Source organism: Acidovorax sp. SRI_002, from assembly GCF_057586455.1.
In genome coordinates, this window is record NZ_JBYCZW010000011.1 from 95,016 (window position 1) to 109,710 (window position 14,695).

13 protein-coding genes are annotated in these 14,695 nt (G+C 65.0%); 7 read left to right on the plus strand and 6 right to left on the minus strand.

Annotation, left to right across the window (positions count from 1 at the left end):
- The first annotated feature begins 6 nt into the window (after nucleotides 1-6).
- From AC2YJX_RS25175 to AC2YJX_RS25190, 4 genes are all read left to right on the plus strand, one after another.
- The gene (locus AC2YJX_RS25175; protein WP_431152271.1) at nucleotides 7-1,284 is read left to right on the plus strand and encodes a heme biosynthesis protein HemY; all 1,278 of its coding nucleotides are present in this window, start codon (nucleotides 7-9) and stop codon (nucleotides 1,282-1,284) included.
- Nucleotides 1,285-1,622: 338 nt separating this feature from the next.
- Entirely contained in the window at nucleotides 1,623-2,207 is a 585-nt protein-coding gene (locus tag AC2YJX_RS25180) for a cytochrome b (protein WP_228899929.1), read from the plus strand.
- A 95-nt stretch (nucleotides 2,208-2,302) separates the two neighbouring features.
- The gene (locus AC2YJX_RS25185) at nucleotides 2,303-2,878 is read left to right on the plus strand and encodes a YceI family protein (protein WP_487257621.1); all 576 of its coding nucleotides are present in this window, start codon (nucleotides 2,303-2,305) and stop codon (nucleotides 2,876-2,878) included.
- 84 nt (nucleotides 2,879-2,962) lie between these two features.
- Entirely contained in the window at nucleotides 2,963-3,541 is a 579-nt protein-coding gene (locus AC2YJX_RS25190) for a YceI family protein (protein WP_176888767.1), read from the plus strand.
- Between the two features lie 126 nt (nucleotides 3,542-3,667).
- Here AC2YJX_RS25190 and AC2YJX_RS25195 read toward each other — a convergent pair whose 3' ends face one another.
- Nucleotides 3,668-5,419, minus strand: a complete 1,752-nt coding sequence (locus AC2YJX_RS25195) for an ABC-F family ATP-binding cassette domain-containing protein (protein WP_487257622.1) — start codon at nucleotides 5,417-5,419, stop codon at nucleotides 3,668-3,670.
- Nucleotides 5,420-5,635: 216 nt separating this feature from the next.
- Between AC2YJX_RS25195 and AC2YJX_RS25200 the strand changes: the two genes are divergently transcribed.
- Nucleotides 5,636-6,256, plus strand: coding sequence for a VOC family protein (locus AC2YJX_RS25200; RefSeq protein WP_487257623.1), 621 nt, complete (start codon nucleotides 5,636-5,638; stop codon nucleotides 6,254-6,256).
- A 153-nt stretch (nucleotides 6,257-6,409) separates the two neighbouring features.
- Here the strand turns inward: AC2YJX_RS25200 and AC2YJX_RS25205 are convergent, their stop codons facing one another.
- Nucleotides 6,410-8,275 (minus strand): M48 family metalloprotease, encoded by a 1,866-nt coding sequence (locus AC2YJX_RS25205; protein WP_487257624.1) that lies wholly within the window; start codon nucleotides 8,273-8,275, stop codon nucleotides 6,410-6,412.
- Nucleotides 8,276-8,552: 277 nt separating this feature from the next.
- On the opposite strand from AC2YJX_RS25205, the gene AC2YJX_RS25210 reads away from it, so the two are divergent.
- Nucleotides 8,553-11,450 carry a valine--tRNA ligase gene (locus AC2YJX_RS25210; RefSeq protein WP_487257625.1) on the plus strand — a complete coding sequence of 966 codons (2,898 nt, stop codon included), beginning with the start codon at nucleotides 8,553-8,555 and terminating at the stop codon, nucleotides 11,448-11,450.
- A gap of 97 nt (nucleotides 11,451-11,547) precedes the next feature.
- Nucleotides 11,548-12,435 carry a UTP--glucose-1-phosphate uridylyltransferase GalU gene (gene galU, locus AC2YJX_RS25215; protein WP_055401640.1) on the plus strand — a complete coding sequence of 296 codons (888 nt, stop codon included), beginning with the start codon at nucleotides 11,548-11,550 and terminating at the stop codon, nucleotides 12,433-12,435.
- A gap of 65 nt (nucleotides 12,436-12,500) precedes the next feature.
- Here the strand turns inward: galU and AC2YJX_RS25220 are convergent, their stop codons facing one another.
- The 4 genes from AC2YJX_RS25220 to cysM all read right to left on the minus strand — a co-directional run bounded on the left by AC2YJX_RS25220 (nucleotide 12,501) and on the right by cysM (nucleotide 14,667).
- Nucleotides 12,501-12,824 (minus strand): hypothetical protein, encoded by a 324-nt coding sequence (locus AC2YJX_RS25220; protein WP_487257626.1) that lies wholly within the window; start codon nucleotides 12,822-12,824, stop codon nucleotides 12,501-12,503.
- A gap of 30 nt (nucleotides 12,825-12,854) precedes the next feature.
- A complete protein-coding gene (locus AC2YJX_RS25225) occupies nucleotides 12,855-13,082 on the minus strand; it encodes a sulfurtransferase TusA family protein (RefSeq protein ID WP_010459874.1) in 228 nt (75 codons plus the stop codon).
- A gap of 5 nt (nucleotides 13,083-13,087) precedes the next feature.
- Nucleotides 13,088-13,666 (minus strand): NUDIX domain-containing protein, encoded by a 579-nt coding sequence (locus AC2YJX_RS25230; RefSeq protein ID WP_055401638.1) that lies wholly within the window; start codon nucleotides 13,664-13,666, stop codon nucleotides 13,088-13,090.
- Between the two features lie 98 nt (nucleotides 13,667-13,764).
- A complete protein-coding gene (cysM, locus tag AC2YJX_RS25235) occupies nucleotides 13,765-14,667 on the minus strand; it encodes a cysteine synthase CysM (RefSeq protein WP_055401636.1) in 903 nt (300 codons plus the stop codon).
- Nucleotides 14,668-14,695: the final 28 nt, after the last annotated feature.

Here is a 14,695-nt window from a genome sequence, read left to right on the forward strand (position 1 = left end):
GTACGCATGCGTGCAGCACTCTGGCTTTTGGCGTTGTTTGGCGTGGCCGTGGCCGCCGCGCTGTTTGCGGGCAACAACCAGGGCACCGTCACCCTGTACTGGCCGCCGTACCGCATCGACCTGTCGCTGAACCTGGTCGTGCTGTTGCTGGTGGGCGGGTTTGTCACCGTGTACGCCGCGCTGCGCGCCCTGGCGGCGCTGCTGGAGCTGCCCCACCAGGCCCGGCGCTGGCGCGTGCAGCAAAAGGAGCGCGCCATGCATGCGGCCTTGCTGGACGCCCTGACGCACATGCTGGGCGGGCGCTTCATCCGCTCGCGCAAGGCCGCGGTGGCTGCGCTGTCGCAAGAAAACGCGCTGGCCACCGCTGGCGAGGCCGTGCCCCACGGCCGCCAGTTGCGCGCCCTGGCCCACATGATTGCGGCCGAGGCCTCGCACGCGCTGCAAGACAGCGCCACGCGCGAAAGCCATCTGCAGGACGCCCTGCAAGAGGCACCGCTGCGCGGCACCGTGAACGAGCAGGAAATGCGCGAGGGCGCCCAGATGCGTGCCGCCCGCTGGTCGCTGGACGACCGCGATGCCAACGCTGCGCTCGACCGCCTGGCCGCCCTGCCGCAGGGTGCCGCCCGGCGCACGCTGTCGCTGCGCATCAAGCTCAAGGCCACGCGCCTGGCACGCCAGACGCAGGAGGCGCTGGACACCGCACGCCTGCTGGGCAAGCACCGCGCCTTCTCGCCCGCTGCGGCCCAGAGCATCGTGCGGGGCCTGGCCATTGAACTCATCAACAGCGCACACGACACCGCGCAGCTGCAGCAGACCTGGATGTCGCTGGAATCGTCCGAGCGCAGCATGCCCGAGCTGGCCATCCACGCCGCGCAGCGGCTGGCAGCCCTGGGCGGCGACGCGACGCAGGTACGCGCCTGGCTGCTGCCCGTGTGGGACCGCATGGTGGACCTGCCCGACGCGCTGGCCGAACACCATGCGCTGAAGCTGGTGCGCGCACTCGAAGCCGGGCTGGACGACCTCGACGCCCCCTGGCTGGCGCGCATCGAATCGGCCTACCAGGGAAATCCCCGCGACGCACGCCTGCAGTACCTGGCGGGCATGGCCTGCCTCAAGCGCCAGCTGTGGGGCAAGGCCCAGCAGTTGCTCACACAGGCGGCGCAGCAACTGGGCGACACCAGCCTGCGGGCCAGCGCCTGGCGCCATCTGGCCGAGCTGGCAGAAAAACGCGGCGACGACAGCGCCGCCGCCGAGGCCTGGAAGAAGGCCGCGCTCGGCCGGTAAACGGCCTTCTTTGCAAGGCTGCGCCTTCCAGGCGCAGCCCTTTGCGTAAAAAAGCCCGGGCCGCAGCGCTCTGGGCCGCACCGAACCAGGGCATCCCTGGTGAATCCGCCGCCCTCACACCCCATCGGATACACGCTGGTGCAACGTGCACAGCATTGGGGAACTTTGAGCGCTCAGGCCTTATCAATTCATTTTTTTTGAATTGAAGCATCAATCTGCCTGAAGCCGAATGCGGCAACGGCTTCCTACACTGCCCCATCGCTTGACGGATGTCAGCCCCGAACGGGCTGGCGACCCCGCCCGGCGCTCCGTCCAACAGCCCCCCGTTTCCTCTCTTCATGACTGCTTCAGCCACCGCCACCCGCACCGCTGCAGACGCCCCGCCCCGCCGCTATACGCGCACCGCCATGCTTTTGCACTGGGTGCTGGGCCTGGCACTGATCGGCCTGTTTGGCGTGGGTATTTACATGACCGGGCTGCCGTTCTCGCCGCAGCGGCTCAAGCTCTACAACTGGCACAAGTGGGCGGGGGTCACCATCCTCGTGCTGTCGGTGCTGCGCCTGCTGTGGCGCGCCACGCACCGCCCTCCCGCGCTGCCGCCAGCCATCGAAAACGCCATGCCGGGCTGGCAAAAGCTGGCGCACCACGCCACGCACGGGCTGCTGTACACGCTGTTTTTCGCCGTGCCGTTGATTGGCTGGGCCTACAGCTCGGCAGCAGGCTTTCCCATCGTGTTTCTGGGCCTTTGGCAGTTGCCCGACTTCGTGCCCGTGAGCAAGGAGCTGGCCGAGGCGATCAAACCCTGGCACCAATACACCGCCTTTGCGATGGCGGGCCTGGTGCTGCTGCACATCGCAGGCGCGCTCAAGCACCAGATCGTGGACCGCGATGGGCTCATCGCCCGCATGCTGCCGGGCAGATGAAACACCCCTGAGTCGCGTGCATGGCGGGGCAACGCACCGCCCTCCAGATCATGGATCTGGTTTTCACTTTCTGTCTTTTGAACGGAGTTTTTTGCATGAACCTGTCTTCCCACCTGTCTCGCACCCTCCTGGTGGCCGCCGTAGCCTTGAGCGCGCAGGCCGCACTGGCCCAGCAGCAACTGGTCCCCGCCCAGAGCGAGGTGCAGTTCACCGCGCGCCAGATGGGCGTGCCGCTGGATGGCCATTTCAAGAAGTTCAGCGCCCAGGTGGCGTTTGACCCCGCCAAGCTGGCCACGAGCAAGATCGCCTTCACCGTAGACACCGGCAGCGCCACGCTGGGCTCGCGCGAAACCGATGCCGAGCTGCCCAAGCCCACCTGGTTCAACGTGCCCAAGTTCCCGCAGGCGCAGTTCGAATCCACGGCCATCAAGGCGCTGGGCGGCGGCAAGTTTGAGGTGGCGGGCAAGCTCACCATCAAGGGCACCGCGCAGAACGTGGTAGTGCCGGTGACGTTGACCCAGAGCGGCCCCACCACCACGGCCACCGGCACGCTGCCCATCAAGCGGCTGGCTTTCAAGATTGGCGAGAACGAGTGGGCCGACACCTCGATGGTGGCCGACGACGTGACCGTGAAGTTCAAGCTCGCACTGACGGGCGTGAACAAGCTTTGACCGGTTGCCAACGGCAGCCCCGCCCCTTTCACCCCACTTTCCCCTGGTTCGTTTCGTAGTTCCTCTTTTCAAGGAGTCTTTTCCATGCGCAAGTCCCTCTTCTCCCTGCTCGCCGTGGCCGCTGCCACCGCAATGACCGCTGGCGCTGCCCAGGCCGCCAACTACGCCATCGACCCCACGCACACCTTCGTGACGTTCGAGATCGGTCACTTCGGCGCATCCACCAACCGTGGCCGCTTCGACAAGAAGCAAGGCACTGTGGAATTTGACCGCGCCGCCAAGACCGGCAAGGTGGACATCACCATCGACACCACCTCGGTGAACACCGGCACGCCTCCCTTTGACAAGCACCTGCAAAGCGCCGACCTGTTTGACGCCGCCAAGCACCCCACGATCAAGTTCGTGTCCGACAAGTTCAGCTTCAACGGCGACAAGGTCAGCGAAGTGACCGGCCAGCTCACGCTGCTGGGCAAGACCGCGCCCGTCACCCTCAAGGCCACGCAGTTCAACTGCTACGACAGCCCCATGCTCAAGCGCGAAGTGTGCGGTGGCGACTTTGAAACCACCATCGACCGCACCCAGTGGGGCATGAACTACGGCGTGGAATGGGGCTTCCCCAAGAACGTGCGCCTGGTGGTGCAGATCGAAGCTGTGAAGCAGTAATCCACCATCGGCAGGCACGCGGGCTGCTCGCCCCTGAAGGGCGGCTGCTGCGCGCCAAACCCACGGGCCACCCCTGCGTTCACGCAGCGGGTGGCTTTTTCATGCACGCGCACTTCGCCGCGCGTGTCAGGCGGCGTCCAGCGTGGCATCCAGGTTCCAGCCTTGCGGCTGCCAGGACCACACCACATGAGGCCCAAGCGCACGCAGGAAGGTGACGTCGTGCGACACCACGGCCAGCGCGCCCGTGAAGGCTTGCAAGGCGGACTGCAGCGCTTCGATGGCATCCACATCGAGATGGTTGGTGGGCTCATCGAGCAGCAGCATTTGCGCGGGCTCGCCCGACCACAGGGCGCAGGCCAGGGCGGCCTTGATGCGCTCTCCACCGCTGAGCACGCCCGCAGGCCGCTGCACTTTGTCCGCACCCAAGCCCAGCTGGGCCAGGTGCGTGCGCAGCGCCGCTTCGGGCAGGGGTGTGCCGAGCGCCTGCAGGCGCGCCAACACACCGTGCTGGGGTGGAAGCAGGTCGGCGTTGTGCTGGTCCAGCCAGGCGGCCCGCACACCCCGCAACACCCGCCCCGCAGTGGCCAACGCAGGGTTGGCAATGGTGCGCAGCAGGCTGCTTTTGCCGCAGCCGTTGGGCCCAGTGATGGCGATGCGGATGGGCCCGTTCCAGACTCCATGGAGCGGAGGAAAGCCGGGCGGCGCATGCGGCACATGGACCTGTTCGAACGCCAGCACCTGCTTGCCCGCAGGCACGGCGCTTTGGGGCAGCACCAGCGCCGTAGCGCCCCCTGCAGGAACACGCTGAGCGGCCTCGCGCACCGCATCGTTCAGCCGCAGGCGCTCCTGCTGCTGCCGCTCGTGCTCGCGACCCGCGTGGGCCTGGGCGTTGTTCTTCTTGCGGTCCAGCAGGACGGATGCCTGGTTGGCAGTGCGGCCGGCCTCGCGCCCCCGCGCGGCGCGGCTCTGCTGGGCATCGTGCTCGCGCTGCAGCGCCCGCATGCCCCGCTCGCGCTCGGTGCGCGCGTGGTCCAGCGCGGCCTGGGCAGCAGCAGCCTCGGCCTGGCGCTGTGCCTGGTACACGGACCAGTTTCCGCCGTAGCGCTGCAGCCCCGCTGCAGACAACGCAACCATGTTGTTCGCCATGCCCAGCAATTCGCGGTCGTGGCTGGCCACCAGCACGCCACCGCGCCACTGCGCCAGCGACTCCATCAACCAGCGCCGACCCGGCCGGTCCAGGTGGTTGGTGGGCTCATCCAGCACCAGCAGATCGGCGCCCGACAGGAATGCCCCCGCCAGCGCCACGCGCATGCGCTCGCCACCGCTAAGGTGCTGCGCCGCGTGTCCCGGCGGCAGGTGGCCCAACCCCAGCGCGTGCAGCGCCTGCTGCCATTGCGAGGGCAGGTCCCACCGCCCGTCGGCCAAAAGCAGATCGTCGGGCGTGCCCCGGCCCGCTTCCAGTCGGTCGAGTGCACCCAGAACCGGGCCCAGGCCCGCAATATCGGCGACGGTGGCCGAAGGGGCTGCACCGACCTCCTGCGCCACCGCGTGCAGCGACGGGCTACCCGCCACCACACCGCTTGCAGGCTGGAGCATGCGCTGCGCAAGCTGCAAGAAAACGCTTTTGCCAACGCCGTTGGCGCCCACCAAGCCGGTCACGCCTTGGCCCAGGGCCACATTCAGCGGGCGTGCCCACAGTGCCTGCCCGTCAGGCAAGCTGAATGTGACGTCGTGGAACTGAAGGACAACGGGACCCGCAGACGAAGCCGCACTGCGGGGCGCGGCAATAGAGGGCCGAGGAGGGAAGGCAGCCGTCGAGGCTGCAGCAGCGCCGCGACTGCGATGGGCGGAATCGCCCGGCATTGAAGGTGTCGCCATGCAAAAGCACTCCAGACAAGACATACAACCGCCCGGCCCGGCAAAGGGCAAGCAGGAAGGAAAGGCTTGAGGGGCTTACAGGCGCATCGGACGAATACCTCAGGGGCAAAGAAGGACGACTGCGGAATGTACCGCAATCCCGGCTGTCAAAAAATTAACTTAACGTAAATCAATTACGAATAGTAGAATCGCAAAACCGATTTGAGGAGACTCTGCATGAACGCCATCCTGAAACCTGATCTGGCCACCCTGCCCCCGCCCGCGCCCATCCAGCAGCTGCACCACTACGCCTACAAGGCTCGTGACGCTGAAGAAACGCGCCAGTTCTATGAGGACATCCTGGGCCTGCCGCTGTACCACATCATCCAGAGCGATTACGTGCCGAGCACGGGCGAATACTGCCCCTACACGCACTTCTTCTTTCGCCTCAAGGACGGCTCTTTCATCGCCTTCTTCGACCTGGGCGACGACGTGAAGGCAGAGCCCTCGCCCAACACGCCGCTGTGGGTCAACCACATTGCCTTTCGGGTGGACACGGTACAGGAGCTGGAGAACACCAAGAAGCGCCTGGAAGCCCACGGCATCGAGGTGCTGGGCGTAACGGACCACCACATCTTCCACAGCATCTATTTCTTTGACCCCAACGGCATCCGCCTGGAGCTGTCGGCCCAACTGGCCGACGAGGAAAAGATGGCCAAGGACAGCACCGTGGCCCACGCCCGCCTGAACGAGTGGACGGCGCGCAAGGAGCAGTGGCGCAAGGAGCGCGCTGAAGGCAAGGCGGTGGAACCGCTCAAGCCGCAGCAGAACGACCGGCCAGAGTTCGTCAAAGGCTGACAAGCCTTTGGCGCCGCCACGTTGCACACCCAACGTGCAACGTGGCGTCAGCGATAAAAATACAGGTAAAAATAGCCTCCAGCGCTTTACCAACAAGCGCTAACAGCTATTTATTTAGTAGCAAAATTCCACCAACCACTCCAGCGGTAGCAATCACCCTTCTTGAGGCTGTTGCTGCTGCGCGCGCATGATCTGGTGGCGCTGCCAGTAGGCCCCCACCACGGCGTTGAACTGGTCCTTTTCCTTGGTGAGGCCGGACAGCTTGATCTTGCTGGTCTTGGCGCCCAGGCCCAGGGCGTTCTTCTCGGGGTGCGTCACGACCAGTGCATTGCCGAAGCTGCTTTCCTTGAATTCCAGCGCCTTGATGGCGTCCCAGAACACCGTGGTCTCGTCGGCCGAGGTGCGGATGCCGTCGATGCTGACCTCCACCGTGTTCTCCCCCTTGAGCGCAAACACCACGGGTGGAAAGTAGCGCAGCACCAGCGCGCGCTCTTCGTCGGTGGCGGGCTCGTAGCGGTAGGCCAGGCTTCGTTCATGGTCTTGCGCAAACTGCTGTTCATAGTCACTCCACAGGCGCTGCTCGATCGCGTCCGCCGTCAATATCTCCTGCACCCAGGTGGCAGCGGGCGCGCGCACGGCGATGGCACCGTAGTCCCGCTCTTTCAGTGCCATGCCCACGTTGCGCAGGCGCTCGGGCATGGCGGGGTGCGAGTCAAAGGGGTGCGGCACATTGGCCGTCTTCATCGCATCCACAAAATCGCTGGACGCCGCATAGGGCGCCAGCCCCTGGGCCACAAAGCGGGCGATGCCCAGCGTGGTGGTGTCGTGCCGCTCGTTGCGCCCAAACAGCTCGTCCTCGATCTTGAAACGGTATTGCGCGTAGGCCGCGATCTTGACCAGCGACTGCGCAATGGCCGCTGGCGAGATGAGCTTGGCAGCGATGCGGTCGGCCTTGAACTCGCGCTCGCGGCTGTCGCGCGCCAGGGCAATTTCGAAGATGGTGCGGTACAGGTCCAGCACTGGCGACACCACGGCCGAGAGCCCCCCGCTGCGGATCGCATGGCGGTAGTGGTCAAACTGCACCAGCTTCGGGCCCAGCCGGGCGCTGCTCTGGGTGTCGCCGCCGCGCAGGTGGGCCAGTTCGTGGCCAAACACCGCGTCGGCCTCGGCCTGGTCGAGGATGCGCAGCAGGGGCAGGCTGACAAACAGCGTGCGGCCCGTGAGCGTGTGGTTGCCCACCGTGAGCGGCGCCTCGGTCACGAAAAAGTTGGCGTCGATGCCCGCCACGATGTTCTGCGGAGGCTCGGTCTTCAGGCGCTGGGCCATGTGGCGGATGCGCTTCCACAGCAGGGGCGCATCGTCTTCGGACACCAGCTCGCCCACGGCATGGTTGTCAGACTGCACGCGCTTGAAGATGCCCGCCACCGCCACAAACACACCCACCGCCACGGCCAGCCCCACGACGATGATGAGCTTGGGCGAATACTTGTGAAAGAAGAACGCCGTGACCCAGAACGACAGCCACACCGCCATCGCCCCCTGCACCACCAGCGCGGCGGCACTGGCCCAGGTGGTCAGGCGCCAGCCCGCGACAAAGCTGGTGTACTGCAGCGTGCGGTCGGCAAAGGCCAGCGCGCCCAGGCCCAGCACCGCCACCAGCAGCACGCCACTGGCCACCAGGGTCCAGAACGACACTGCTCGCGCCATGTGGAACTGCCACACGTCGGAATAGCGCTCGCACAGGGCTTCGCGGTAGTCCTGCGCCTCGGGGTCTTGGCTGCTGCAAATGGTGGACGGCGGATTGCTGCGGTAGTAATCCTTGCGCGCCTGCTTCTCGGCGGGCGGCATGCCCTTTTCAGCGTCGATGCGCTGGCTGATGCCGGCCACAAAGTTCGCGTCCTGGTCGCGCTGCGCGTAGACGGTGAACCCATAGGTCAACGCCGGGATGAGAAAAAGCGCCAGCAGCGCGTAGACAAAGACCTTGGCAAGGCCCGCGCGGAGTGCGGATGGAAGATGCATGGATGGGAACGATTGGTTGTATGTTTTTGACCCGGGCAATGCGTGGAGCCCGCCCCCTCTCCAGGGGCCCTCTCGCTCCACCGGGCGGGATTATCAAGACGCCACGGCGGGCAGGTCGAGCGACAAGGTAACAATTGGCGAGAAATGCCCGACAGACGGAATGCCGGTGGGATGCGAGCGCAGGGGAAGACCGGCTGGCGCTCCCGTAAAATGCCCGGTCCACCCTCTTGACCGTTGAGGCACGCCCTGTGCCTGCCTCTTCCTTCTGCCAAACCCCATGAGCACGCCCCAAGCACAACCCGGCCTCGACAGCCTGTCCAAGTCCTTTGAACCCGCCGCGCTGGAAGCCCACTGGGGCCCTGAATGGGAAAAGCGCGGGTATGGCACCGCAGGCCACCGTGGCACGGGCCAGCCCCAGGCGGGCGAGCCCGCCTTTTCCATCCAGCTGCCCCCGCCCAACGTGACAGGCACGCTGCACATGGGCCATGCGTTCAACCAGACGATCATGGACAGCCTCACGCGCTACCACCGCATGCGTGGCTTCAACACCGTGTGGGTGCCGGGCACTGACCACGCCGGCATCGCCACGCAGATCGTCGTGGAACGCCAGCTGCAAGAGCAGGGCATCAGCCGCTACGACATGGGCCCTACCCCGCCCGAGGCGCGCAAGAACTTTGTGAGCAAGGTGTGGGAGTGGAAGGAAAAGTCTGGCAACACCATCACCACGCAGATGCGCCGCATGGGCGACAGCGTGGACTGGGGCCGCGAATACTTCACCATGGACGACAAGCTGAGCGCCGTGGTCACCGACACCTTCGTGAAGCTGTACGAGCAGGGCCTGATCTACCGTGGCAAGCGCCTGGTGAACTGGGACCCGAAGCTGCAGTCCGCCGTGTCCGACCTGGAAGTCGAGAGCGAAGAAAAAGACGGCTCGCTCTGGCACATCGCCTACCCGCTGGCCGATGGATCGGGCAGCCTGACGGTGGCCACCACCCGGCCTGAGACCATGCTGGGCGACGTGGCGCTGATGGTGCACCCCGAGGATGCGCGCTACACGCACCTCATCGGCAAGATGGTCAACCTGCCGCTGTGCGACCGCCAGATTCCGGTGATCGCCGACGAGTACGTGGACAAGGAATTCGGCACGGGCGTGGTCAAGGTGACGCCTGCGCACGACCAGAACGACTACGCCGTGGGCCAGCGCCACAAGCTGCCCATGATCGTGGTGCTGACGCTGCAGGCCACCATCAACGAGAACGCGCCTGCCAAGTACCAGGGCATGGACCGCTTCGTGGCCCGCAAGGCCGTGGTGGCTGACCTCGAAGCCATCGGCGCGCTGGTCGAGGTGAAGAAGCACAAGCTCATGGTGCCGATTTGCACCCGCACCGGACAGGTGATCGAGCCCATGCTGACCGACCAGTGGTTCGTGGCGATGAGCAAGGTGGGCGAAGGCGACGCCACCGGCAAGAGCATTGCGCAAAAGGCCATCGACGCCGTGGCCAGCGGTGAAGTGACCTTTGTGCCCGAGAACTGGGTGAACACCTACAACCAGTGGATGAACAACATCCAGGACTGGTGCATCAGCCGCCAGCTGTGGTGGGGCCACCAGATCCCGGCGTGGTACGACGAAGACGGCAACGTGATCGTGGCCCGCGACGAAGCCGAAGCCCAGGCCAAGGCCCCGGGCAAGACGCTGCGCCGCGATGAAGACGTGCTGGACACCTGGTACTCGTCCGCGCTCGTGCCCTTCAGCACCATGGGCTGGCCGAACCAAGGCACCGCCGAAACCGACGACTTCAACCTGTACCTGCCCAGCACCGTGCTGGTCACGGGCTACGACATCATCTTCTTCTGGGTTGCCCGGATGATCATGATGACCACGCACTTCACGGGCCGCGTGCCGTTCAAGCACGTGTACATCCACGGCCTGGTGCGCGACGCGCAGGGCAAGAAGATGTCCAAGTCCGAAGGCAACGTGCTCGACCCGGTGGACCTGATCGACGGCATTGCCCTGGAGCCGCTGCTCGACAAGCGCACCACCGGCCTGCGCAAGCCTGAGACCGCACCCACCGTGCGCAAGAACACGCAAAAGGAATTCCCCGAAGGCATCCCGGCCTATGGCGCCGATGCGCTGCGCTTTACGTTTGCCGCGCTCGCATCGCTGGGCCGCAGCATCAACTTCGACAGCAAGCGCTGCGAGGGCTACCGCAACTTCTGCAACAAGCTCTGGAACGCCAGCCGCTTTGTGCTTATGAACTGCGAAGGCCAGGACTGCGGCCTGAAGGAGCACACCAAGGAAGAGTGCCAGCCCGGTGGCCCTGCCCACGGCTACATGCAGTTCAGCCAGGCCGACCGCTGGATCAGCTCGCTGCTGCAAAAGACCGAGGCCGAAGTCGCCAAGGGCTTTGAGGAATATCGCCTGGACAACGTGGCCAACACGATCTACGACTTTGTCTGGAACGAGTACTGCGACTGGTACCTGGAAATCGCCAAGGTGCAGATCCAGAACGGCACCGAAGCGCAGCAACGCGCCACGCGCCGCACGCTGATCCGCACGCTCGAAGCCATCCTGCGCCTGGCGCACCCCATCATCCCGTTCATCACCGAAGCCCTGTGGCAGGTGGTGGCGCCTGTGGCAGGCATCCCGGGCGAGTCGGTCAGCATTGCGCGCTACCCCCAGGCCCAGCCCGAGAAGATCGACGAGGCCGCGATTGCCCACATGGGCCGCGTGAAGGGCCTGGTGGACGCTTGCCGCGCATTGCGTGGCGAAATGAACGTGTCCCCGTCCACCCGCCTGCCGCTGTACACCGTGGGCGACACCGACTTCATGCGCTGTGTAGGCCCGGTGCTGCAGGCCCTGGCCAAGCTCAGCGAGGTCAAGGTGTTTGACGACGAAGCCGCCTGGGCCGCTGCCGCGCAGGCAGCGCCTGTGGCCGTGGTGGGCGAAGCACGGCTGGCGCTGTACATGGAGATTGACGTGGCCGCCGAGAAGACCCGCTTGTCCAAGGAAATCGCCCGCATCGAAGGCGAAGTCGCCAAGGCCAACAACAAGCTCTCGAACGAAGCCTTTGTGGCCAAGGCCCCACCGGCCGTGATCGACCAGGAAAAGAAGCGCATCGCTGACTTCGGCGCCACGCTGACCCGCCTGCGCGACCAGCTGGGTCGCCTGGGCTGACAGAACAAAAGTGAAGGGCCGGGCAGCTCTGGCCTGACACTTGCATATCCACGACGACCACAACACCCCGAATCCCTGTCTTCACTCAAGGAGTCTCATGACTGTTGCCACCACCGTTCGCAAAGCCGTATTTCCCGTCGCTGGCCTGGGCACCCGTTTTCTGCCCGCCACCAAGGCGTCTCCGAAGGAAATGCTGCCCGTGGTTGACAAGCCGCTGATTCAGTATGCTGTGGAAGAGGCTTATGCCGCTGGCATCCGCCACATGATCTTCGTGACCGGCCGCAGCAAGCGCGCCATCGAAGACCATTTCGACACGGCGTATGAGCTGGAGGCCGAACTCGAAGCCGCCGGCAAGAAGGAACTGCTGGCGCTGGTACGCTCCATCCAGCCCGACGACATGGACTGCGCGTTCGTGCGCCAGCCCCGCTCGCTGGGCCTGGGCCACGCCGTGCTGTGCGCCGAGCCGCTGGTGGGCAAGGAGCCCTTTGCCGTGCTGCTGGCCGACGACCTGATGGTGGGCCCCCCAGGCGGCCAGCCCGTGCTGGCCCAGATGGCCACCGCCTTCCGCCAGCAAGGCCGCTCGGTCATCGCGGTGCAGGAAGTGCCGGAAGACCAGGTCCACAAATACGGCATCGTGGCCGGCGAGCCCGCTGGCGGCCCGCTGATCCGCATTGAACGCATCGTCGAAAAGCCCAAGGCCGACGTAGCCCCCTCTCGCATGGGCGTGGCCGGCCGCTACATCCTCACGCCCGGCGTGTTCGACGAGATCCGCAACCAGCCACGCGGCGTGGGCGGCGAGATCCAGCTCACCGACGGTATCGCCCGCCTGATGCAGCACGAAGCCGTGTACGCCTTCCAGTACGAAGGCAAGCGCTACGACTGCGGCAGCAAGGAAGGGTTTCTGGAAGCGACGGTGGAACTGGCTTTGCAGCACCCGCAGGTGGGCGCGCAGTTCCGGGAATATCTGAAGACCTTGGCGCTCTGATCCAAGGCAGCCGAGACAGAAGGCCTGCCTCGGCTGTCAGCGCCAGGCGCTGTCACGGCATGGCCTCAAGACTTCATCAGGCGAAAGCGCAGCGCCCGCAATTCCAGCAGGCCGTCCGTGAAGTAGATCCAGAGGGTATCGCCCTTCAGATACCCGTTTGAGATATTGCCCGCGAACATGTTTCGCTTGAGTTCGTCACTGTCCAGCGTGCATTGAAAGCGGGACACTGCTTCGCACCTGATTTGATACGGCTGCCTCTGCGGCGCCTGCTCGTCCTTGTAGAAAAGTGCCTGCAGCTGAACTGTAGATTTGCCTTTGGCATCTACGGAGAACGAAACATCCGTCAAATTGCCGTCATGCCAAAAGAGTTTGTCGAAAGACTTTGACATCCCGAAGACCTTGAGACCGGCGCGATGCCGTCAGCGCCGACGCAGGATGTGGATGTATTCCTCGCCCACCGTCTGCTGCTCCACCAGCTCGTTGCCCGTCTGCTTGGCAAACGCCTGAAAATCCCGCAGCGACCCGCCATCGGTGGCCACCACCTTCAGCAACTGGCCGCTGGCCATGTCGGACAGTGCCTTCTTGGCCTTGAGGATGGGCAAGGGGCAGTTCAGGCCCCGGGTGTCGATTTCTTTGTGAATGTCCATGGTCATCAATCCTTTGGCGGCTGCGGCGGTTGTTCGTCCAGGCCGCGCCGCCGTTCTGCATTTTCTTCAGCGGTAAAAAACACCGGCTCGTGCCCCTTGGTGCGCAGCCAGTCGGCCAGCGCGTAGCCCGTGCCCGCCGGCCAGCATTTGAGGTCTGCCAGATCGTACAGCCGGTAATCCACCAGCTCGGGCGATAACTGAACCTGCCCCGTGGCCACCACATGGTAGGCAATGATGATCTGGTTCATGCGCAGGAACTCATAGGCGCCCACCAGGGTGGTGGACTGCACGTCGAGGTTGGTTTCCTCCTTCACCTCGCGCGCAATGCCTTCCTGGGGCGACTCGCCTGCCTCCATGAAGCCGGTGATCAGCGCGAACATCTTGCCCGGCCAGGCCGCGTTGCGCGCCAGCAGCACCTTGCCGTCGATCTCGACAATCGCTGCCAGCACTGGCGTGGGGTTGTTCCAGTGGGTCCAGCCGCAGGCGGGGCAGCGCAGCCGCTCCTTGTCGCCTCCGTCTTCGGCCAGGGTGATGGGCTGTAGCGCGGTACCGCAGTGGGTGCAGTGGCGGACTTCGTAGTGCATAGTAAAGCTATTATTTTTATAGCTGCTAGCGCTTATCCATCAAGCGCTAGCAGCCAATTTCATTAAAACCTTCGAACCCGGCAGCCGGCGGCCGCCTGTCACGCAGGGAACACACCGGTAGACAGATACCGGTCACCCCGGTCGCACACGATGAACACGATGGTGGCATTGCTGTCGCGCGCCGCAATCTGCTGCGCCACCCAGCACGCGCCTGCGGCCGAGATGCCTGCAAAGATGCCCTCTTCGCGCGCGAGGCGGCGGCACATGTCTTCGGCGCTGTCCTGGTTCACATAGACCAGCTCGTCCACCGTGCTCGGGTCATAGATCTTGGGCAGGTACTCTTGCGGCCACTTGCGGATGCCCGGGATGCGCGAACCCTCTTCGGGCTGCGCTCCAATGATCTGGATGGCAGGGTTCTTCTCTTTGAGGAAACGCGACACGCCGGTGATGGTGCCCGTGGTCCCCATGGCGCTCACAAAGTGCGTGATGCGCCCGCCCGTCTGCTCCCAGATCTCCGGGCCGGTGGTTTCGTAGTGGATGCGTGGGTTGTCGGGGTTGCCGAACTGGTCGAGCACCTTGCCCTCGCCGCGCTTTTGCATGGCCTCGGCCAGGTCGCGTGCGTGCTCCATGCCGCCGCTCTTGGGCGTGAGCACAAGTTCGGCACCAAAGGCCTTCATGGTCTGTGCGCGTTCGATGGACAAGTCTTCGGGCATCACGAGCACCATGCGGTAACCCTTGATGGCCGCCGCCATCGCCAGCGCAATGCCGGTGTTGCCCGACGTGGCCTCGATCAGCGTGTCGCCGGGGCGGATGTCGCCACGCTCCTCGGCCCGGCGGATCATCGACAGCGCGGGCCTGTCCTTGACTGACCCGGCAGGGTTGTTGCCCTCCAGCTTGCCCAGCACCACATTGCCGCGCGCCGCGTTGTCCTTGGCCCCAATGCGCTGCAAAGCGACCAGAGGGGTGTTACCCACTGCATCTTCAATCGTCGGATATTTCATGCGCCCTACTGTGCCATAATTTGGGGCT